The sequence below is a fragment of the Streptomyces sp. NBC_00162 genome (genome assembly GCF_024611995.1).
In the GTDB taxonomy this organism is placed as follows: Bacteria; Actinomycetota; Actinomycetes; order Streptomycetales; family Streptomycetaceae; genus Streptomyces.
The window spans coordinates 5039582-5060934 of record NZ_CP102509.1; the positions used below are offsets into that span (position 1 = coordinate 5039582).

Genomic DNA, 21353 nt, shown 5'->3' on the forward strand with positions numbered 1-21353 from the left:
TGCAAGGGAGAGGTCGGGGGATGGGGTTACGGCGCAGGGGCAGGCGTGGCGGTGGAAAGTTCGGCCCGCAGGAGATCACGGTCAAGCTCGCCATCCCGTTCGTCGGGGAGATCAGCGGCGTCTGGGAGCCTGTGGACTCCGAGCGCGAGGCCGCCTGGGAGCTGTACGTCGAATTGGCCACCCGGATCTCGGTCGTGGAACTGGGCGAGGACGAGGGCCTGCTGCGGGAGGCGCTGTCCTCCCTCTACACCGTCTTCGGCACCACGAGGGAGATCCTGCGCCGGTATGGTCCCGCGGTCGCTCCTCGCGTTGCGCCGGGGCACGTGACCTTCGGGGTCCTGGCGGTCAACGTGCTCAACCTCTCGATCAGGCCGCTGCTCAGCCGGTGGCATCCGCTGCTCACCGCGCACGAGGCGACGCGCGGGGAGCACGTCGATCCCGTTTCGCATGAGCGGCGGTGGGCGCGGGCGGAGGAACTTCGGGGCGAGATCGACAGGGTGCGCAAGGTGCTGCTCTCGCTCGCCCAGACCCTCAACGAGGTGGCCGGCGTCGGGGACTTGATCACGGCAAGGGTTCCGCGACAGGCGTCCGCCACGGAAGCACCTGCTACGGAAGCACCCGCTTCGGAGACTCCCTAGCCGCGCGGGTAGCGGGCCAGCCAGCCCGGGGAGGCGGCCGTGGGGCCGTGGAGGGCCGGGCCCTGGGTCATCTCCAGGGCGAAGTCGTCGGCGAGCTCCAGCAGCGTGGCGCGGCCCTCGAGCTCGGCGAGCCAGGCGGCCGGGAGGGCGGTCTCGCCGTGGAGGGCGCCGAGGAGGGCCCCGCACAGGGCGCCGGAGGCGGCGGAGTCCCCGCCGTGGTTGACGGCGAGGCGCAGCCCGTGCGGGATGTCCTCGGCGACCAGGGCGCAGTAGACGGCGACGGCGAGGGCGGCTTCGGCGTCGCCGGTGGAGAGGGCTTCGACGGTCGCGGGGCCGGGTGCGCCCTGGGTGACGGCCGACAGGGCGTGCTGGAGGGCGTCGGTGACGGCCTGGTGGCCGGGCCGGGCGCCGAGCAGGCCGAGGGCGCGCTGGACGGCGGAGTCCAGGGACTCGCCGCGGGTCAGGCCGTGGACGACGAGCGCGAAGGCCCCGGCCGAGAGGTACGCGGCGGGGTGGCCGTGGCTCTGCGCGGCGCATTCGACGGACAGCTGGAGGACCAGGGCGGGCTCCCAGCCGACGAGCAGCCCGAAGGGGGCCGAGCGGGCGGCGGCGGCCGCGTTGCGGGCGGTGGGGTTCTTCGGCTGGGCGAGGGTGCCGAGGATCTCGTCGGCGAAGCCGGTCAGGCAGGCGCGGTCCGGGTCGCGGCGGACGTAGAGCCACTCCTGCCGCGCGAGCCAGCCGTTGTCCTTGCGGCGCTCGTCGGGGCCCCAGTCGTGCTGGGTGGCGGCCCAGCGGAGGTAGGCGCGGTGGACGTCGGTGGGCGGGTGCCAGGCGCCGGTGTCCCGGCGTACGTGGGCCCGTATGAGGCCGTCCACGGTGAAGAGGGTGAGCTGGGTGGCGGCGGTGACGGGGGTGGTGGTGGGCGCGGTCAGGCCCTCCGGGCCGTGGGCCTCGCGGATGGCGTCGAGGGAGAGTCCGCCGCCCGGTGCGCCGAAGGCGTCGCCGATGGCGGAGCCGAGGAGGGTGCCGCGGACGCGGCTGCGGAAGTCCTGCTGCTCGAAGCGGCCCCACAGGCCGCCGGCCAGGGACGCGGTGCGCCCGGCGGTGGCGGCCGGGCCGCGGGGGTGCGTCGGGCCGTGCGTCAGGCCGCGGCCGTCCGTCGCGCCGCGGCCGTCCGTGGAAACGGCGTGGCCGTCCGTCGAAACGGGGTGGCCGGAAGCCTCACCTGGTCCCTCCACCGTGCCCTGAATGATCACCGCGCCCGCGCCGTCCGTGGCGTCCACCGCCCTCACCGTCCCCCTGGCCGTGCCTGCCCGCCGCACCTGCGACAGCACTGGCGGGCACTGTAGTGGACAGCTTCGTTCGAATCCGGAAGCAGTCCGTCAAGCGGTCCGTAAGCATGCGGAGAACGGCCGGAAAGCGAACGCTTTCGGCCGCCACCCCGGCTGATGGCACGTTTTGCCACTCGCCTTCGAGACGGCCGGTTTCAGCCATGCCTCGTTCATCCGGCGTTCTCCGCGGCCGCCCAGCCTCACAGGCATGAAGAAGGCACTCCTCGCCGCGACCGTCGTCGCCTCCGCACTCACCGCTTCCCTGATCGCGGCCCCGCTCGCCTCCGCCACCGGCTGGGACCGCCACGACCGCTCCGTCATCCCGTTCACCGAGGCCACCGTCACCGCCGGAGCCGATGGTTCCTTCACCCTCAAGTGGAAGGCCCAGGGCACCAAGCGGGTCGAGATCAAGGCGAACGGCAAGGTCGTCGCGAAGGGCGGCGCCCAGGGCCAGGCCGTCGTCACGGGGCTGCCCGCCGCCGACCGCCAGTGGTTCGACTTCAAGGCGCAGCACGGCCAGGGCCTGCACCTCGCCGACCGCCTGATCAAGCTGGACGGCACCGTCAACTTCCGCGACGCCGGCGGCTACCGCACCACCACCGGCCAGTGGGTCAAGATGGGCGAGGTCTACCGCTCCGACGCCCTCAACAAGCTGACCGAGAACGACCTGGCCAAGCTCCAGCGCCTGCGCGTCAAGACGGTCTTCGACCTGCGCATGCAGGACGAGCGCACCAAGGACGCCGACAAGGTCCCCGCGGGCGCCACGTACGTCGTCGCCGACGTCTTCGCGGGCTCCGGCTCCTTCCAGACCATGCCCAGGACCCCCGACGAGGCCGTCAAGGCCATGGTCGACGCGGAGCGGGCCATGGTCTCCGGCGAGGGCGGCAAGAAGGCGTACACGCAGGTCTTTGAAGGCGTGGAGAGCGACCGCAGCCGCTCCGTCCTCTTCCACTGCACCGCCGGCAAGGACCGCACCGGCTGGGCCAACGCCTCCCTGCTGACCGCCCTCGGCGTCCCCCGCGAGACCGTCGAGGCCGACTACCTGGCCAGCAACGACTACCGCAAGGCCGCCAACGACGCGATCCTCGCCCACCTGCCGGCCCAGCAGGCCGCCGTCTACAAGCCGATGCTCGACGTGCGCTCCGAGTACCTCAACGCGGGCTACGACGAGGTCTCGGCGAAGTACGGCTCCTTCGACCGCTACCTCAAGGACGGGCTCGGCATCGACGCCCGCGAGCTGAAGCAGCTCAAGAAGGACCTCCTCGTCGGCTGACCCGGCCCGGCCGGCCCAGTCCAGTCCAGGAGTGCAGGAGCCCGGCCGGATCACTCCCCGGCCGGGCTCCACCCGTTCCTCAGGGCCTCAGTCCTCAGCCCTCAGTCCAGTACGGGCAGCAGCTCCGGCAGGTGCCCGTCCGAGGCGCGGGCCGCGTCCTGGCGCTCCCGCGGCACCTCCCCGTACAGCGTCGTACGGGCCTTCGCGGGCCGCCCCGCGGCCTCGGCGACGGCGATCAGGTCCCGGACCGACTTGTACGAGCCGTAACTCGATCCCGCCATCCGCGAGATCGTCTCCTCCATCAGGGTCCCGCCGAGGTCGTTGGCCCCGGACCGCAGCATCTCGGCCGCGCCCTCGGTGCCCAGCTTCACCCAGCTGGTCTGGATGTTGGGGATGTACGGGTGGAGCAGGATCCGCGCCATCGCCGTCACCGCCCGGTTGTCGCGGACCGTGGGGCCGGGCCGGGCGATGCCCGCCAGGTACACGGGCGCGTTCGTGTGGATGAACGGGAGCGTCACGAACTCCGTGAAGCCGGCGACGTTGTTCGACAGCGCGGTCCGCTGGATCCGGGCCAGCGTGCGGAAGTGCCCCAGCCAGTGCCGAGGCTGGTCCACGTGCCCGTACATCATCGTGGACGAGGACCGGATCCCGAGCTCGTGCGCGGTGCTGATGACCTCGATCCAGTCCGCCGTCGGGAGCTTGCCCTTGGTCAGGACCCACCGGACCTCGTCGTCCAGGATCTCCGCCGCCGTGCCCGGGATGGAGTCCAGCCCGGCCTCCTTGGCGGCCGTCAGCCAGTCCCGTACGGACATCCCCGTCCGCGTGGCCCCGTTGACGACCTCCATCGGCGAGAAGGCGTGCACGTGCATGCCGGGGACGCGCTGCTTCACCGCGCGCGCGATGTCGAAGTACGCCGTCCCGGGCAGGTCCGGGTGGATGCCGCCCTGCATGCAGACCTCGACCGCGCCCACGTCCCAGGCCTGGGCGGCCCGGTCGGCGACCTGGTCCAGGGACAGCGTGTACGCGTCGGCGTCCGTGCGGCGCTGCGCGAAGGCGCAGAAGCGGCAGCCGGTGTAACAGACGTTGGTGAAGTTGATGTTGCGCGTGACGATGTAGGTGACCTCGTCCCCGACCACCGACTTCCGCAGGTCGTCGGCGATCCGGCACAGCGCGTCCAGCGCCGGGCCGTCCGCGTGCAGCAGGGCGAGGGCCTGGTCGTCGGTGAGCCCGGTCGGGTCGTCGGCGGCCTGCGCGAGCGCGGCCCGTACGTCGGTGTCGATCCGCTCGGGCACCATGCCGGGCGCGGCCGCCTCGCGCAGCGACTCCCAGTCGCCGTAGACCTCGTCGAAATCGTCGCGGCGGTCGCCGGTGCGGCCCTCCGTGTCGATGGTGGTGTGCAGATCGGTGCGCCCGTACGCGGTGAAGCCCTCGTCCGGCTCCTGCCACGGCCGGCCCTCGACCCGCGCGGACTCGTCGGCCAGCCCGGTGTCCGGGTCGGCCAGCGCGCGGACGTGCGGCAGCAGCCGGGGGTCCAGCCAGGGCTCGCCGCGCTGCACGAACTCCGGGTAGACGCAGAGCCGTTCGCGCAGCTCGAAGCCGGCCGCCCGGGACTGCTCGGCCAGCAGGTCGATCTGGGGCCACGGGCGTTCGGGATTGACGTGGTCGGGGGTCAGCGGCGAGACGCCGCCCCAGTCGTCGATCCCGGCGCCGATCAGGCGGGCGTACTCCCCGTCGACCAGGTTGGGCGGCGCCTGCAGGCAGGCGGACGGGCCCATGATGTGCCGGGCGACGGCGATCGTGGCGACGAGGTCGTCGAGTTCGGCGTCCGGCATCCCGCGCATCGCCGTGTCCGGCTTGGCGCGGAAGTTCTGGATGATCAGCTCCTGGATGCCGTGGTAGGCGCGGGAGACACGGCGCAGCGCGAACAGGGACTCCGCGCGCTCCTCGTACGTCTCGCCGATGCCGATCAGCAGCCCGCTCGTGAAGGGGACGGAGGAACGCCCGGCGTCCTCCAGGACGCGCAGCCGGACCGCCGGCTCCTTGTCGGGGGAGCCGTGGTGCGGGCCGCCCGGCTCGGACCACAGGCGGGTGGCCGTGGTCTCCAGCATCATGCCCATGGACGGGGCGACGGGCTTGAGCCGCTGGAAGTCGGCCCAGGACATCACGCCCGGGTTGAGGTGGGGGAGGAGGCCGGTCTCCTCCAGGATCCGGATCGAGATGGCCCGTACGTAGGAGATGGTGTCGTTGTAACCCTCCGCCTCGAGCCACTCGCGCGCCTCGGGCCAGCGGTCCTCGGGCTTGTCGCCGAGGGTGATGAGCGCTTCCTTGCAGCCGAGCTCCGCGCCGCGGCGGGCGATGTCGAGGACCTCGTCCGGGGACATGTACATCCCGTGTCCGGCGCGGCGGAGTTTGCCGGGGACGGTGGCGAAGGTGCAGTAGTGGCACTTGTCGCGGCACAGGCGGGTGAGGGGGATGAACACGCTCTTCGAGTACGTGATGACACCGGGCCGCCCGGCGGCGGCGAGGCCGGAGTCCCTTACGCGTGCGGCGGAGGCGGCGAGGTCGTCGAGCGCCTCGCCGCGCGCCTGGAGGAGTACGGCCGCCTCGGTCGCGTCGAGCGCGACGCCGTCGCGGGCCCGCCGGAGCGCGCGGCGCATCGCGTTTTCGGTCGGAGCGTCACTCGGAGTGGTCATGGGCCGAGCATACGATCCGGTCGCACGGGCACGGGAAGGTCATCGGGATGGTCATAGGGATCGTCATCGCATCAGCTCACCGGCGTTGACCAGCAGCGACTGGCCGGTTATCGCCCGCGCCCGGTCGGAGGCGAGGAAGGCGGCGGCGTCGGCGACGTCCCCGTCGGTGGCGAGCTCGGGCAGCGCCATGCGCTCGGTGAGGCGGGCGTGGACCTCGGCCTCGGGGACGTTCTCGGTGTGGGCGGTGAAGGTGACGAAGGCCTGCACGGGCGGGCCCCACATCCAGCCCGGGAGCACGGTGTTGACCCGGATCCGGTGCGGGCCGAGCTCGCGGGCCATGGAGTACATGGCGGAGGTCAGGGCCCCTTTGGAGGCGGCGTAGGCGGCCTGCTGGACCTCGTTGGGCGCGGCGACGGCGGACTGCGTGCCGATGATGACGACGGAGCCGCCGTTCTCCTTGAGCGCGGGCAGGCAGGCCCGGGTCATCCTGAGCGTCCCCAGCAGGTTCACGTCGATGATCTGCTGCCAGGTCCCGAAGTCGGCGTCTTCCAGGCCGCCGAAGTACGAGTCCCAGGCGGCGACGTGCACGACGGCGTCGATCCGGCCGAACCGCTCCCGCGCGAGCGCGGCGAGGGCCTCGCACTGGCGCTCGTCGCCGATGTCGGTGGGCAGGTAGGCGGTGTGCGCCCCGTCGGGGTCGATCTCGGCGGCGGACTTGGCCAGATTCGCCTCGGTCCGCGCCCCGAGCACGGCGTTCCCCCCGTCCCGCACCACGGTGGCGGCCACCTGATGCCCGAGCCCGGCCCCGACCCCGGAGACGATGACGGTCTTCCCTCGCAGCAGCATGACGCCCTCCAGACGCAGACTATCTGACGGCCCGTCAGGCTAGGCGAGCGCGCCGGGCTTGGGAAGGGTGAGGAGGGGTGGGGAGTCGACCCGGTGACCGGTCAGCTCACGCTCATTCCGCGCTCCGGCCACCGGCCGGCTTCCTCGCGCATCGCATTGATCTTCCTGGATGCCTTCAGGAAGGTGTAGTCGGTCAGGCCGTCGTCGGCGGCGGACACGCGAGGGCCCTTTTTCATGGTCAGTTGCCTCGAGAAATTGTCGGGATCATCTCCGAACTCGTAGCGAACCAGCTCTGGGTCCTCGGAGATTTTCCGGAAATAAACGAGCGCAGCCATTACCGGTCACCGCCTTCCCGATCGAACGTACCTTTGCATGGCGCACGGAGTCGGCCAACTTCACTATCTGTCTCGCCCCTGGATCGCTCGTGGCCGCCGTCAAGGGGAAGCCCGCTCGCCTCGCGGCGTGGGGGGTGCGGGCCTACCCTGGTGCTGCTGCCTTGATCCTTGTGCTCCTACGTGCATTCGTACCGCTTCCCGTACGACAGGAGGCATGCCGTGAGGCCGACGTACATACGGTTGCGCCGGGCCTGCGTGGCCGCTGCCGCCGCAGGTCTGCTCATCACCCCGGGCGTCGCGGGCCCCGCGTACGGGGATCCCACCCCGGGGCCGTCCGCCTCCGCCGCCCCCTCCCCGGACAGTGACGCGTACTTCCCGGAGCTCACCCCGGCCGTCGCGGCGAAGCTGGACGCCGCCGTACAGCGGGTCCTGCGCGAGGCGCAGGTGCCGGGCGTGATCGTGGGCCTCTGGGCTCCCGGCAAGGGGAGCTACGTACGGACCTTCGGCGTGGCCGACAAGGCCACGGGCTCGCCCATGGAGACCGGCTTCAACATCCGGATCGGCAGCGAGACCAAGACGTTCACGGTCACCGCGCTCCTCGAACTCGTCGACCAGGGCAAGCTGGGCCTCGACGACACCATCGGCAAGTACATCAGCGGAGTCCCGAACGGGGACCGCATCACCCTGCGCGAACTGGCGGGCATGCGCAGCGGACTGTTCAACTACAGCCTGGACGAGGACTTCAACAAGGCGCTCGCCGCCGGTCCGACACGGCCCTTCACGCCACAGCAGCTGCTCGACTACTCCTTCAAGCATCCGGTGCAGTTCGAGCCGGACGCCGACTGGCAGTACAGCAACACCAACCTGATCCTGCTCGGCCTCGTGGTGGAGAAGGTCGGCGGCAAGCCCATCCAGGAGTTCATCCGCCAGGAGGTGCTGGAGCCGGCCGGGCTGCGGCAGACGGTCTTCCCCACCGACGCGCACTTCCCCGACCCGCACCCGCAGGGATACACCAACGACACGACCGGAAAGGTCGTGATCGCGACCGACTGGAACCCGTCCTGGGCCTGGGCCGCGGGAGCGATGATCTCCGACCTCATGGACCTGCGCAGCTGGGCGCGCACCGTTGCCACCGGCACGCTGCTGACGCCGAAGACCCAGGCCGAGCGGCTGAAGACCACCTCGATCAACGGCATTCCGGGCGCCGGGTACGGGCTGGGCATCTTCAACGTCCAGGGCTGGATCGGCCACAACGGCTCGCTGCCCGGGTACGAAACCCTGACCGTCTACCTGCCGGAGGCCCAGGCGACGATGGTCGTGCTGCTCAACACCGACATCCTGCACGAAGGCCAGGAGCCCAGCACCCTCTTCGGCGAGGCCATCACCAGGATCGTGACCCCCGACCACGTGTATCCGGGCCACAAGCCGACCGCCCCCAAGCCGACCGCCTCCAAGCCGGCCGCCTCCCCGACCGGCTGACGCTAACCCGCGGCCCGGGCCAGGCGCGCCAGCCCCTCCGTGATCTCCTCCGGGGTGTGCGTCGTGAAGGACAGGCGCAGCGTGCGGGGGTCCGGGGGGCCCGTGAAGAAGGGGGATCCAGGGACGAAGGCCACGTCGTGGCCGAGGGCCGCCTTGAAGAGGGCCGCCGCGTCGTGGGTCTCCGGGAGGCGGGCCCAGACGAACATGCCGCCCTCCGGGCGGTTCCAGACCGAGCCCGGCGGGAGGGCGTCGGCCAGGCCCGCCAGCAGGGCGTCTCGGCGGTGCCGGTAGGCCGCGCGGACCGTGGCCACGTGGGCGTCCAGGTCCACCGCGGACAGGTAGTGCGCGGCGGCCAGCTGGTCCACCGTCGACGTGTGGAGGTCCGCCGCCTGCTTCGTGACCACCGCGGCCCGGCGCAGCGCCTCCGGCGCCCGCAGCCAGCCCAGCCGCAGCCCCGGCGCCATGACCTTCGAGAAGCTGCCGAGCAGGGCGGTACGGTCCTCCGCTCCCGGGTGCGCCGCCAGCCACGGCACGTCCGTGCCCTCGTAGCGCAGGTCCCCGTACGGGTCGTCCTCGACCAGCCACAGCCCCAGCCGCGCCGCGATCTGCGCCACCGCCGCCCGGCGGGCGCCCGGCAGGGTGCGTCCCGTCGGGTTCTGGAAGGTGGGGATGGTGTAGAGCAGCTTGGGACGCTCCCGGGCGACGATCTCCTCCAGGGCTTCGGGAATGATCCCCTCCGCGTCGCAGGGCACCGCCACCACCCGCGCCCCGGCGAGCCCGAAGCACTGGAGTGCCGCCAGGTAGGTGGGGTTCTCGACGAGCACCACGTCCCCGGGCTCGACCAGCACGGCGGTGATGAGCGTGAGGGCCTGCTGCGAGCCCGAGGTGACGAGGACGTCGTCGGCGCCGGTCGGCAGGCCCCGCGCCGCCGCCCGCCGCGCGACGGCCTCGCGCAGCTCCGGCGCGCCCTCGGTGGTCGAGTACTGGAGCGCCCGCCGCGCCGACACGGCGAAGGCGGCGTCGTAGGCGGCCCGCAGGCCCTCGGTGTCGAACAGTTCGGGCGCGGGGAGGCCGCCGGCGAAGGAGATCACCCCGGGGCGTTCGGTGAGCGCGAGTATCTCGCGTACGGGAGAACCCCCCACCGAGGCGGCGCGCGAGGCGAACGCGGGCGGCGACGTGAGAGCGGAGGCGGCGGCAGCAGGCACGGGTGGCTCCTCTGGGAGTGGGGTGCGGGTATCGTAGCCGTCGAAAGATGCAGGCACCACGTATGTGTCACATGCTGAACGGCCCCCGAGGGCTCGTGATCTGACGCCACATCAGCTAGACCGGTCCCATGACGACAGAAGAGCGGGACACCCGCGCCGAGGACTACGCCGAGCTCGCGGCCGTCGGCCCGTACGGCGTCCGCCCCGGCCATGCGCTGATCACCATGGTGGAGCCGCACCCGGGCCACGAGTACGCCTACAACCGCTGGTACGAGGACGACCACTACTACGCCGGCGCCATGGCCATGCCCTGGATGTACGCCGGCCGCCGCTGGGTGGCCACCCGCGAGCTCCAGGAGCTGCGCTACCCCGAGAAGTCGGCCGTGGCCCAGCCCGTCACCGCCGGCTGCTACATATCGACGTACTGGGTCACCGAGGGCCGCTACGACGAGCACATGAAGTGGACCGTCGGCATCAACAAGCGGCTCAATCGCGACGGCCGGGTCTACCAGGACCGCACCCACGTGTTCACGGCCTTCCAGGACCACGAGGCGACCGTCTACCGCGACGGAGCCGCCGGTCCGCGGGACTTCCACGCCCTCGACCACCCGTACGCCGGTCTTGTCGTGCAGGTCGTCGACGCCGACGGGCCCGAGCAGCGGGCCGAGCTGCTGGAGTGGCTGCGATCACGCGCCCTGCCGAAGCGGCTGCACGGCTCCCCGGCCGCGATGGTGACGGTCTTCCGCCCCACGCCGCTGCCCGGCGACCGGATGACGTACGTCAAGCAGGTCGAGGGGGTCGACACCCGCCTGACGCTCCTGTGGTTCCTGGAGCAGGACCCCCGGACCTGCTGGGACCGCTTCCAGGGGCTGGACGCGGAGGTCGCGGAGGCGGGGCTGGGGCGGGTGGAGCTGGTGGCGCCGTTCATCCCCACGGTGCCGGGGACCGACCGGTACGTCGACCGGCTGAGGTAGCCGGAACGCGGACATGGCCGAGCCCCCTCGGCCAGGACGGCGGGCCGGTCGAGAGGGCTCCAGTCAGTGGTGCGGGTACTGCCGGTGGTGCGGGTACTGCGTGTACTGCCTGTGCTGCGGTTAACGCACTCGGGTCGGTTGGGGAGCATGCCGTGACGTTCAGGCGAGGCGTCCCAGCCGGCCCTCGTTGACGCCGTCGACGAACGAGGTCCAGGAGCCGGGCGCGAAGGTGAGGGACGGGCCGTCCTGCACCTTCGAGTCGCGGACCGCGATGGCTTCCACAACGGGGGACTTGACCTCGACGCAGGCGCCGTTGGCGGAGTAGGAGGACTTGGTCCAGCTGTGCGTGGCGCCCTGACGAATAGCCATGTTTCTCTCCGGTTCAGCGAGTAGTTCCGTTTGCCGTGTCGGCCGGCCGGTTCTCCGGCCCGACGTGATCGACGCTACCCGCAGCTCCTGACGGGTGAAGGAGGCATTCACCCGACCGAGTGGCATATTCCATTCAGGCCTTCTGTGGCCGGGGAGTGACGGTGTACGGTACCGGCCCTCCCCGTCGCCCCAGGGGTTTCCTGCTGTTTTATCGTGTCTCGCCGACCTTGCCCGCGTATTGGTCGATGATCCCGGAGATGAACTGCCGGGTCTGGTCGACGTTGAGGGCCTGGGCGCGCAGGTGCTCGTACATCACGCTGTACTTCTGCACGTCGTTGGCCTTCTCCAGGTACAGGTCGCTGGTCACGCCCTCGATGTAGACCACCGTCGAGTCGGACGCGTCAGGGAACTCCAGAATCGCGTACTGGCCGTTGACGCCCGGATGCGCGCCGAGCGAGAACGGCATCACCTGCACCGTGATGTGCGGCTGCTCCGACTGCTCTATCAGGAACTCCAGCTGCCGGATCATCAACTCGGCGTCGCCCACGCACCGGAGCAGCGCGGCCTCGTCGATGACCGCCCACAGGCGCAGCGGCCCGAGTTCCGGATTGTTGTTCTCCGTCTCGGAGAGCCGCTTCTGCCGGTGCATCCGGACCTGGACGCGCTTCTCCACGTCGGCCGGAGCGGTCTCCGGCCACGCGCCGCGGACCAGGGCGTGGGCGTACTCCGTCGTCTGGAGCAGCCCCGGGATCACCAGGGGCTCGTACGTGCGCAGGCTCGCGGCGTCCGTCTCCAGGCCGATGTAGACGCTGTACGGGATGTCGCCGAAGGCGTGCCACCAGCCCTGCTGGCGGGAGTCCTTCGCCATCTGCATGAGCGAGTCCACGAGCCGGGGGTCCTCCACCTCGTACACCTCGCACAGGTCGCGTACGTCGCGCTGGCTGATGGACCGGCGGCCGTTCTCCAGCCGGCTGATCTTGGACTGGGAGACGAGGAGGCGCTCGGCGACCTGTTCGGCCGTCATGCCCTTGTCCTCGCGGAGCTTGCGCAACTCCATGCCCAGTCGGCGGCGTCGGACGGTGGGATTGACATTGGACGCCACGTGAACGGCACCTCCGCCTTCTTCTGTCGTGCAGCTGTCTGTCTCTCTGCGTGTCTGATGTTGAGCAGACTGCCACCGAAGGGTGCGGCGGCGCTGGGGAACGGCCGGGAAAAACAGACGCGCGGGGCGTCGGGACCGGTGGACCGGCCTCGTCACCCCGCGCGCTGGCGGCCTCCGAACCGGGTCTTGGCCGACGTCGGTTACGGCGATGGAACGGGTGGAACGGGTCGAACAGGTCGAACGGGTGGATCAGTGCGCGGCCGCGCGGGCCATCGCACCCGTCCGGCGCGGCTGCAGCGGAACGCTGCTCGCCGTGGCCCGGGCGGGCGGTACCGGGGCGCGGTCACGGCGTGGCTGTGCGGCCACACCGTTCTGGACGTCCATCACGGCGTGCGCCACGAGTCCGCCCATGGGGTCGTGCCGGATCAGGTCCCGCAGCCGGGACCTGGACGACCGCCCCTCGTTGCCGGGGTACAGGTGCTTGCCGAGTCCGACCGCGTGGGCCAGTGCGGCGAGCGCCGCGGTCCGCGGGTCCGGCGGTACGCCGGTGCGGATCGCAGTGTCCAGCCGGGCACGGATCTCCCGGCTGATAGCCGTGTCCGTCGCCTGGTAGCGAGTCGTCGGCAGCACCCCGCACATCTGGCCCGCGACGGCATGGACCATGCCGCAGCGCTCCAGGTGAGCGAGGTAAATCTGGCGGAGTCCCAGTCGGGGTCCGCCAATCCAGTGGACGGCCCGTACCGGACTGCCGCGCCTGCGCAGCAGTTCCAGTGCGGAGTCCAGAGTCGGATCTCCTGTCGGCCGTGGCATCACCACGGCGATACGATCCCCGTCAGGGGCTATCCGTCCTGCCAGAGCCAGCTCCACTAGCTGTGCCCCGGCCAGGCCGAGGTCGAGCGACTGCGGCTGCGCCGTGGTACCCGTGGCCGGGTCCAAGGCGAGCAGCAGAAGCTCCTCCGGAATTGTTCTGCGGCTCCTGCCCATCCATGCCTCCCCGCGTGGATGAGTGACAGGGTGACGCCTCTCACATTCATCTGTCGAGAGCGCGTGGCCGCTTTGTGGGGGAACCCGCAGCTATGTCGTTCTCGTCTATCACGTGGGCGATGCCCCCTAGACGGGACACTGTTAGACATTCGGACAGCCGGACGTGGCGACGATGGAGGAGGAACTGGTGGCGGGCGAGTCCCCCGACAAGTCGGTTGATGAAGGAACGCCGGGGGCGGCGTCGACCTCCGCGGAGCGTGATCCGAGGCTGTCGGTGTTCCGGCCGAGGGATCCTGAGGGTGCGGGCGTTTCTGCGGACGTGGACGTGGACGTGGACGCGGACGCGGAGCCGGACGGTTCCGGCGGGCGCGACGCGCTCCGGGACGCGGTAGCGGCGTGGGTCGCCACGGCCGAGGAGCCGGCCGAGCCGGCCGAGCGGGCCGAGCCCGCCGAGCCCTCCAAGGATTCCGCTTCCGCGGACGCGGCCGAGCCGGGCTTGGCCAAGGATGCGGGTGCCGATTCCGCTCCGGCGGAGCCCAAGGCCGCCCCGGCCGAGAAGGCCGCGGTGGCGCCCGCTGCTGATTCCGCTTCGGCGCAGGAGCCATCGGTCGACAGTGAGCGCACCGCCGTCTTCCGCGCCGTGAAGCCGGCGGCCGCCGCTTCGGCGGACAAGCCGGTCGCTGACGAGCGCACGACCGCGTTCCGTGCGGTGAAGCCGGCGGAGCCGAAGGACGCTCCGGCCGAGAAGGCCGCGGTGGCGCCCGCGGCTGATTCCGCTTCGGCGCAGGAGCCGCCGGTCGACAGTGAGCGCACCGCCGTCTTCCGCGCGGTGAAGCCGGCTGCCGCCGAGCGGCCTTCCGACTCCGCTTCGGCGGACAAGCCGGTCGCCGCCGACGACCGCACGGCCGCCTTCCGTGCGGTGAAGCCGGCGGCCCCGAAGGATGCCCCGGCCGAGAAGCCGGCGGAGTCGAAGGACGCTCCGGCCGAGAAGGCCGCGGCGGCGCCCGCTGCTGATTCCGTTTCGGCGGACAAGCCGGTCGCCGACGAGCGCACGACCGCGTTCCGCGCGGTGAAGCCGGCGGAGCCGAAGGACGCCCCGGCGGGTCCGGCGGCTGATTCCGCTTCGGCGGACGAGCCCGCCGACAGCGAGCGCACCGCCGTCTTCCGCGCCGTGAAGCCGACTGCTCCGGAGGACGCCCCCGTCAAGGAGCCCGCCCCGCGCGAGCGGACTGGCGTGTTCCGGATTCCGGCGGTGGATTCCGATGCGGACGCCACCGACAGTGAGCGCACCGCCGTGTTCCGTGCCGTGAAGCCGCCGACGGCCGCCGAGCGGCCCGCGGATTCCGCTTCGGCGCAGGCCGCGCAGCCCGCGCCGCCCGCACCGCCGAAGGCCAGCACCTTCGTGCCGCTGCGCACGGACACCCCCGAGCAGCAGCCGAAGCCCGCGGCCGCGGCGACGGCCCCGGCCCCCGCCTCGCTGGACCGGTCGGAGCGGACCACCCAGCAGCCGCTGCCGCCCAAGCCGCCGCTCGACATGCTGGCGGACCTCACGAACAACCCGCCCCCGCCGCCGAGCCCGCTCCGCACCGCCGTCCGGCGGTTCAAGATCTACTTCCCGCTCGCCGTGCTCCTGGCGATCATCCTCGCCGTCGTGCAGCTGGTGCGCCCCCTGCCCGAGCCGAAGCTCGTGATGACGGCGCAGTCCTCGTACACCTTCGGCGGCGACAAGCCCCAGCTGCCCTGGCCCACCGAGGGCCAGGCCTACATGGCCGCCGCCGGCCTCGGCACGCTCGGCCAGTCCGGCGAGCAGAAGCCGGTGCCCATCGCCAGCGTCACCAAGTCGATGACGGCGTACATCATCCTGCGCGACCACCCCATAAAGAAGGGTGAGCAGGGCCAGATGATCGACGTCGACAAGACGGCCGAGACCGAGGGCAAGAAGAACAACTCGACCGACAACGAGTCCACCCTCGACACGGTCAAGGAGGGCGAGAAGATCTCGGAGTACGACGCGATCGCCGCCCTCATGATCCCGTCGGCCAACAACATCGCGCGGCTGCTCGCGCGCTGGAACTCCGGTTCCCAGGAGGCGTTCGTCAAGAAGATGAACGACACCGCCAAGGAACTCGGCATGACCAACACCACCTACACCGACCCCTCGGGCCTGGACGCGACCACGGTCAGCACCGCCGAGGACCAGGTGAAGCTGGGCCTCAAGCTCGTCGAGATCGAGACCCTGCTGGACATCACCAAGAAGCCGAGCTGGGTCGACCCGTCGGGCAAAAAGTGGGACAACTGGAACCGCCTCGTTCCGTACAACGACTCGCTCGGCATCAAGACCGGTACGACGACGAAGGCCGGCGGAAACCTCCTCTTCGCAGCCCAGAAGAAGATCGGCAACACCAACCAGCTGATCGTCGGAGCCGTCCTGGCCCAGCACAAGCCGCCGATCATCGACAGCGTGATCTCCGCGAGCAAGCAGCTGATGATCGCCACCCAGAAGGCCCTGGAGGGCGCGCCCGTCGTGAAGAAGGGCGCCGTCGTGGGCTACGTGGACGACGGGCTCGGCGGCCGGACCCCGGTCGTCGCCACCGCCGACGTGCAGGCGGTCGGCTGGGCCTCGCTCAACGTGAACGTGAAGCTGGCCGGCGGCGGCGGCAAGATCCCGCAGACCGCGAAGGCCGGAACCGAGATCGGCGTGCTGACCGTCGGCGAGGGCGCCAGCCAGGTCAAGGTGCCGGTGGCCCTGCAGAGCGAGCTCGCCGCACCCGGCATCGGCAGCAAGCTGACGCGCGTCGGCTGAGCGTCGGTGAGAGCGTGAATCCGGCGTCCCGGGCAACCCCGGGGCGCCGGGACGCGTCTTGGGTCCAGGGACGTGGACGTGTGTGCGGGTGTGGACTCATGTGTTGGGGAGTACGTCAGTGACCACCGCTGAGCAGCGGCAGCAGCAGGAGGGCCGGCGCGGCGAGGGCCACGGCGGTGGCGCGGCGGTGTCCGCGCCCCCCGCCCCCGCTCCCGGTGGCATAGGAACCCGGGCTCTGGACCGGATCCGCCGTCACCCGGTCGCCGTGTCGACGCTGCTCGCCGGGGTCCTGCACGTCGTCTGGTTCTTCAGCTTCGCCAACAGCGGCGGCGACCTCGCCGCGCAGGACGCCTGGGCCGAGTTCGTCGGCCGCCATCCCGACTCGGCGTACAACCTCGCCTGGTACGGCGGCATGCACCCCGTCTCGTACAGCGTGGTCTCGCCGTACCTCATGCACATGCTCGGCGTCCGGACCACGATGATGATCGCGGGCACCGTCTCGGCCGGGCTGCTCGCCCTGGTCCTGACCCGCTGCCGCGGCGCCGTGCGCGAGCCCCTGTGGCCCGCCCTGGCCGGGGTGTACGGGCTGCTCTGCAACGCCCTGTCGGGCCGCGTCACCTTCGGCCTCGGCGTGATGTTCGCGCTGGGCGCCGTCGCCGCCGTCTTCTGCTGGCCGCGCAAATGGTCGGAGCGGCGCTGGGCCAAGGCGGCCGTGGCGGCTCCGCTGGCCGGGCTCGCGACCGCCTCCAGCCCGGTCGCCGGGCTCTTCCTCGGGGTGATCGCGGCCGCGCTGTTCCTGAGCCGGCGGCGGCCGGGTGCGTACGCGCTGGGCCTGGCCCCGGTGGTCGTGGTAGGGCTGTCGGCCTGGCTGTTCCCCTTCTCCGGGACGCAGCCGATGAAGTTCGGCTCGGCCTGGCTGCCCTTCGTGTTCGCGCTTGCGGTGCTGTTCCTCGTACCCGAGCGGTGGAAGACGGTCCGGATCGCCTCGGCCGTCTACGCCTTCGGGGTCTTCCTGACCTGGGCGATCGACTCCCAGATCGGCTCGAACGTCACCCGGCTGATCATGCTCTTCGGCGGGGCGGTGCTGCTCGCGGCCCTCCCGTACGAGTTCCCGCGCTCGCGGCGGTGGTACGCGCTGCTGCTCGCCTTCGCTGGGCTGAACATCTGGATCACCACCAACAGCATCACGGACATCGTCCGCACCACCCCGGTGGCCGCCTGGAACCGTGAGCTGGCCCCGCTCGTCGACCAGCTGCAGAAGGCGGGCGCCGACCGCGGCCGGGTCGAGGTGGTCCCGGCCAGCAGTCACCGCGAATCCTCCGCCTTCCCCTCGTACGTGAACCTCGCGCGCGGCTGGAACCGGCAGGCCGACCTGGAGCGGAACCCGCTCTTCTACGACGACACGCTGACCGCCGACAGCTACCGGGCCTGGCTGGAGCGCTGGGCGGTGCACTACGTGGTGCTGCCCGCCGACAAACCGGACTCGGGCGGGGAGGACGAGGCGAAGCTGGTGCGCGAGGGGCTCCCGTACCTCCAGCAGGTGTGGGGCGACACGAACTGGCAGCTGTTCAAGGTCCACCAGCCGACGGACCTGGTGTCCGGGCCGGCGACGGTGGTGCGGGCCGGCGCCGACCGGCTCGTGATCGACGTGAAGCAGGCCGGGCGGGTGCTGGTGCGGATCCCGCACTCGCCGTGGCTGGGGCTGGTGGACACGGCGGGCAAGCCGGTGGCGCCGCCGGAGGAGACCTTCGCGTCGAAGGCGAAGGCGGCCGCTGTGAAGGAGTACGCGAACACGGCTGGATGCCTGTTCAAGGCCGCTCCGGACGAGGCGGGCGACGTGTGGACGGAGCTGCTGGCGCCGACCCCGGGGGAGTACCGGGTGGCGGCGAAGTACCAGCTGCCGCGGGGCACGCCCTGCCCGGAGGAGCTGGTCCACGGCACGCTGGGGCCGCCGGAGCGGCCGGCGCCGCCCCGGCCTTGATCCACAATTCTTTTACGTCCGGTCCGGGTGCGTTGGTCCGTATATCTGCATACGATCCCAGTAGTCCGATTGGGTGCTTCCCGAGGGAGTTGACGACGGGATGAGCAAAGAGCAGAAGCAGAACTTCCGAGCGGCGTTCCAGGCTCAGGAACCGGACCGGCCGCCGCGTCCGGCGGGCCACGGCTTCGACGGTATGTTGCGGACCAAGGTCAAGGGCGGGGCGCACACGAAGGCGGCCCTGAAGCGGGCCGGGACTCCGCAGGGCGACCGCATCGGCGAGCGCAGCAGAGGGCTGAGCTGAGCTGAACTGATCTGACCCTTTCGCGACGCCCTTCCGGCTCCGGCCGGAAGGGCTTTCCGATGCCGTCACGACTGCCGTCACGACTTCGCGGGGGAGCATCCGGACAACCGTTACATTGCCGACGGATGGCCCACACGTGCCCCTCGTAACGTCATCCGTATGACCCGTACCCTCGCCCCCGCCCGCCGTGCACTGGCGGTGACCGTCCTCGCCGCCACCGTCACCGGCACCCTCGCCGCCTGCGGCTCCGGCTCCGGCCCCGAGCTGCCCCCGGACCCCAAGGTCGGCAGCACGGCGGCCCCGGCCGCCGACACCGGCGGCCGCGCACCGGCCCTGCCCCGGTCCCGGCCGACCGGCATGAAGATCGACGCTGCGGGCGTGGACGCGAAGAAGATGGTCGATCTCAAGGTGGACGCCGCCTCCGGCGAGCTGGGCGTGCCCAACGCCGACACCGACGCGAACAGCCCCGGCTGGTGGACCGAGGGCGTCACCCCGGGCGAGAAGGGCGTCTCCGTCCTCGTCGCGCACTTCGACACCAAGTACGGCCCGGCGCTGATGAAGGACGTCAAGAAGATCAAACTCGGCGATCTCGTCGAGGTGCCGCGCGAGGACGGGAAGACGGCCAAGTTCAAGATCCGCGAGATCGAGGACGTGAACAAGAAGGACTTCCCGACCGACAAGGTCTACGGGGACACCGGCCGCCCCGAGCTGCGCCTGCTGACCTGCGGCGGCGAGCTGAAGGACGGCCACCGCACCAACAACGTGATCTTCTACGCCGATCTGGTGGCGTAATCCGGCGCCCGCCGCGAGCCCGCCCGGGCGGGCGCATTACCGTGACCTGACGGGGGGACGGTCACGGACCGTCCGCGTCTCCACACCAGTCAGGCACCAGTCAGGGACGGACGGGTCCGCAGGATCATGAACGAGACCAGCGCACCATGAGCCTTCGGCTGCCCGCCTGGACCTCGACCCTGACCTGGAAGGCCGCGGTCTTCATCACCCTCATGTGCTGCGGGCTCGCGGCACTGCTCGGCGGCCTCGTCCACAGCGCCATGACCCACCAGACGGTCGGCACGGCGCGCGAGAAGGCGCTCGCCAAACTGGACCGGACCATCGTGGCGTACGAGATCGGCGCGCGGATGGCGCGCGGCGAGGGCATCGACCCCGTAGGCCTGCCCCCGGAGCTGCGCGCAATGGCGCTCAGCGGCAAGCGCGCCACGGTCATCGGCGAACACCGCGGCCGCGCCGCGATGTGGGCGGCGGCGCCGGCCGACCACGACACCGCGATAGCCGTCTCCGTCGACTTCACCGCCGCGGAGCGGACGATCGCCGAGCTGGACCGGGCCATCCTCGGCTCCTCGGTGCTCGCCATCGGCGGCACCCTCCTCATGGGCGCGCTCGGCGTCACCCGGATCACCCGGCGGCTGCACCTGACGGCCCAGGTGGCCCGCCGGATCAGCGCGGGCGACCTGGACGCGCGGGTCGACGACCGTGCGCGCAACAAGGACGAGGTGGCGGCGGTCTCCCGGGCCCTGGACACGATGGCCTCCTCGCTCCAGCGCAAACTGGAGGCGGAGCAGCGGTTCACGGCGGACGTCGCCCACGAGCTCCGCACCCCGCTGACCGGCCTGAACGCGGCCGCCGAGCTCCTGCCGCCGGGCCGGCCGGCCGAACTCGTACGGGACCGCGTCCAGGCGATGCGCGCGCTGACCGAGGACCTCCTGGAGATCTCCCGGCTGGACACGGGCAGCGAGCGCGTGGAGCTGGACGCGTACGACCTGGCCGGGCTGGCGGCCCGCACGATCCGCGCCTCGGGCACCGACACGCGGCTCGAGGTGGTCTCGTCCCTGCGGGTGGAGACCGACCGGCGCCGCCTGGAGCGGATCCTCGGCAACCTCGTCGCCAACGCCCACAAGCACGGCGCGGCCCCGGTCACCGTCAGGGTGGACGGCCGGACCCTGACCGTGACCGACGCGGGCTCCGGCTATCCGGAGTACCTGCTCACCGCCGGCCCGCAGCGGTTCCGTACGGAGGGCATGAACAAGGGCCACGGCCTGGGCCTGACCATCGCCGCCGGCCAGGCCCGAGCCCTCGGCGCCGCCCTCGGCTTCCGCAATCCGCAGGAGGGCGGCGCCGAGGCCCGCATCACGCTCCCAGAGCCCGCAGCACCGGCAGCAACTGCGCCTCTTCGCTGTCGAGATGTGCCTCCAGCTCCCGGCTCAGCCGCTCCACCCGCTCGCTGAACCCGGCTCCGGGCCCGTCCAGCGCGCGTACCAGCTCCTCCTGGAGCCGCGCGATGACACGGTGCTCGGCATCGACCCTGCGGAAGAACTCCCGCATGTGGGGGTGCTGTTGCTCCAGGTACGGGAACAGTCCGGCGTCCTCGCTGCGGTGGTGGAACTCCAGCGTGTGGCAGAACGCGAGGCAGTGCTGGCGCAGTTGCAGCCCGAGCGAGCCGGGCCCGCCGCCGCGCGCCTGCTCCCGTACGAGGGCCAGCTGGGCCCGTAGCCACCCGTGCACCTCGAGCAGCTTCCCGGCGATCCCGCCCTCGCCGGCGGGCGCCTCGTGCGTGCGCTGGAGCGCCACGACGGGGATCACCCGCCGGGTCCGCTCCTGGTACTCCCCGTACCCGGGCGCCTCGCCCACGACGCGCGCGAACAGCTCGTCCCGCCGCGCCCCTTCGGCGGGTACGGCGACGGCCTCGTACTTCTCGGTCCCGGTCTCGACCTCTACGAGGGGACGCGCGAGCAGGTTGTGATACCAGGCGGGATGCAGGTCGGCCCCGGCCGCGGACGCGACGACGAGCAGCTGCCCGCCGCCGTCCGCGCCGTCCGCGCCCTCACCGTCCTCCCGTACGAACCCGAGGGGGACGGTGTGCGGCTTCCCGGACCTGGCCCCGGTGGTGGTGAGCAGGATCAGCTCGGAGCCTTCGAAGGGCCCGCCGACGCGGCCGGCGTTCGCCCTGAACTCTTCTATGACGGCTTGATTGAAAGATGTGGCGCTGGATGACGACATGGAGTGTCGATTCCTCACGGTGTG

Annotated in this window: 18 protein-coding genes; 9 read left to right on the forward strand and 9 right to left on the reverse strand. The window is 71.5% G+C overall.

The features are described from left to right. Positions 1 to 20 precede the first annotated feature (20 nt). A complete protein-coding gene (locus tag JIW86_RS23580; protein WP_257555829.1) occupies positions 21 to 638 on the forward strand; it encodes a hypothetical protein in 618 nt (205 codons plus the stop codon). Here the strand turns inward: JIW86_RS23580 and JIW86_RS23585 are convergent. Beyond that, entirely contained in the window at positions 635 to 1711 is a 1077-nt protein-coding gene (locus JIW86_RS23585) for an ADP-ribosylglycohydrolase family protein (protein ID WP_257559406.1), read from the reverse strand. The genes JIW86_RS23580 and JIW86_RS23585 overlap by 4 nt on opposite strands. A gap of 466 nt (positions 1712 to 2177) precedes the next feature. Here JIW86_RS23585 and JIW86_RS23590 point away from each other — a divergent pair, with 466 nt between their 5' ends. Further along, positions 2178 to 3242 carry a tyrosine-protein phosphatase gene (locus JIW86_RS23590; protein ID WP_257555831.1) on the forward strand — a complete coding sequence of 355 codons (1065 nt, stop codon included), beginning with the start codon at positions 2178 to 2180 and terminating at the stop codon, positions 3240 to 3242. 101 nt (positions 3243 to 3343) lie between these two features. Here JIW86_RS23590 and JIW86_RS23595 read toward each other — a convergent pair whose 3' ends face one another. From JIW86_RS23595 to JIW86_RS23605, 3 genes are all read right to left on the reverse strand, one after another. Then, complete coding sequence (locus JIW86_RS23595) at positions 3344 to 5935, reverse strand: bifunctional FO biosynthesis protein CofGH (protein ID WP_257555832.1); 2592 nt, start codon at positions 5933 to 5935, stop codon at positions 3344 to 3346. 63 nt (positions 5936 to 5998) lie between these two features. Next, positions 5999 to 6781 (reverse strand): SDR family oxidoreductase, encoded by a 783-nt coding sequence (locus JIW86_RS23600; RefSeq protein ID WP_257555833.1) that lies wholly within the window; start codon positions 6779 to 6781, stop codon positions 5999 to 6001. Positions 6782 to 6882: 101 nt separating this feature from the next. Next, entirely contained in the window at positions 6883 to 7116 is a 234-nt protein-coding gene (locus JIW86_RS23605) for a hypothetical protein (RefSeq protein WP_257555834.1), read from the reverse strand. Positions 7117 to 7335: 219 nt separating this feature from the next. Between JIW86_RS23605 and JIW86_RS23610 the strand changes: the two genes are divergently transcribed. Then, positions 7336 to 8595 (forward strand): serine hydrolase domain-containing protein, encoded by a 1260-nt coding sequence (locus tag JIW86_RS23610; RefSeq protein WP_257555836.1) that lies wholly within the window; start codon positions 7336 to 7338, stop codon positions 8593 to 8595. 2 nt (positions 8596 to 8597) lie between these two features. Here the strand turns inward: JIW86_RS23610 and JIW86_RS23615 are convergent, their stop codons facing one another. Beyond that, positions 8598 to 9800 carry a PLP-dependent aminotransferase family protein gene (locus JIW86_RS23615; RefSeq protein ID WP_257555837.1) on the reverse strand — a complete coding sequence of 401 codons (1203 nt, stop codon included), beginning with the start codon at positions 9798 to 9800 and terminating at the stop codon, positions 8598 to 8600. A 128-nt stretch (positions 9801 to 9928) separates the two neighbouring features. Between JIW86_RS23615 and JIW86_RS23620 the strand changes: the two genes are divergently transcribed. Continuing rightward, positions 9929 to 10774: a hypothetical protein gene (locus tag JIW86_RS23620; protein ID WP_257555838.1), complete on the forward strand. Its 846-nt coding sequence runs from the start codon at positions 9929 to 9931 to the stop codon at positions 10772 to 10774. A gap of 159 nt (positions 10775 to 10933) precedes the next feature. Here JIW86_RS23620 and JIW86_RS23625 read toward each other — a convergent pair whose 3' ends face one another. The 3 genes from JIW86_RS23625 to JIW86_RS23635 form a co-directional block, all read right to left on the reverse strand. Beyond that, on the reverse strand, positions 10934 to 11143 hold the full coding sequence (locus JIW86_RS23625; RefSeq protein ID WP_257555839.1) for a DUF397 domain-containing protein: 210 nt from the start codon (positions 11141 to 11143) through the stop codon (positions 10934 to 10936). A 208-nt stretch (positions 11144 to 11351) separates the two neighbouring features. Continuing rightward, positions 11352 to 12245 (reverse strand): helix-turn-helix domain-containing protein, encoded by an 894-nt coding sequence (locus JIW86_RS23630; protein WP_215149195.1) that lies wholly within the window; start codon positions 12243 to 12245, stop codon positions 11352 to 11354. 249 nt (positions 12246 to 12494) lie between these two features. Then, complete coding sequence (locus JIW86_RS23635) at positions 12495 to 13229, reverse strand: GOLPH3/VPS74 family protein (RefSeq protein WP_215149194.1); 735 nt, start codon at positions 13227 to 13229, stop codon at positions 12495 to 12497. 172 nt (positions 13230 to 13401) lie between these two features. On the opposite strand from JIW86_RS23635, the gene JIW86_RS23640 reads away from it, so the two are divergent. The 5 genes from JIW86_RS23640 to JIW86_RS23660 all read left to right on the forward strand — a co-directional run bounded on the left by JIW86_RS23640 (position 13402) and on the right by JIW86_RS23660 (position 20557). After that, on the forward strand, positions 13402 to 16032 hold the full coding sequence (locus JIW86_RS23640; protein WP_257559407.1) for a hypothetical protein: 2631 nt from the start codon (positions 13402 to 13404) through the stop codon (positions 16030 to 16032). A 118-nt stretch (positions 16033 to 16150) separates the two neighbouring features. Continuing rightward, positions 16151 to 18013 (forward strand): MFS transporter, encoded by a 1863-nt coding sequence (locus JIW86_RS23645; RefSeq protein ID WP_416237589.1) that lies wholly within the window; start codon positions 16151 to 16153, stop codon positions 18011 to 18013. 100 nt (positions 18014 to 18113) lie between these two features. Next, entirely contained in the window at positions 18114 to 18314 is a 201-nt protein-coding gene (locus JIW86_RS23650) for a hypothetical protein (RefSeq protein WP_251065441.1), read from the forward strand. Between the two features lie 159 nt (positions 18315 to 18473). Next, positions 18474 to 19106 (forward strand): sortase domain-bontaining protein, encoded by a 633-nt coding sequence (locus tag JIW86_RS23655; protein ID WP_257555840.1) that lies wholly within the window; start codon positions 18474 to 18476, stop codon positions 19104 to 19106. A 146-nt stretch (positions 19107 to 19252) separates the two neighbouring features. After that, positions 19253 to 20557 carry a sensor histidine kinase gene (locus JIW86_RS23660; RefSeq protein ID WP_257555841.1) on the forward strand — a complete coding sequence of 435 codons (1305 nt, stop codon included), beginning with the start codon at positions 19253 to 19255 and terminating at the stop codon, positions 20555 to 20557. Here the strand turns inward: JIW86_RS23660 and JIW86_RS23665 are convergent. Next, entirely contained in the window at positions 20460 to 21329 is an 870-nt protein-coding gene (locus tag JIW86_RS23665; RefSeq protein ID WP_257555842.1) for a nitroreductase/quinone reductase family protein, read from the reverse strand. The two genes, JIW86_RS23660 and JIW86_RS23665, sit on opposite strands and share 98 nt — an antisense overlap. Between the last annotated feature and the right edge of the window lie 24 nt (positions 21330 to 21353).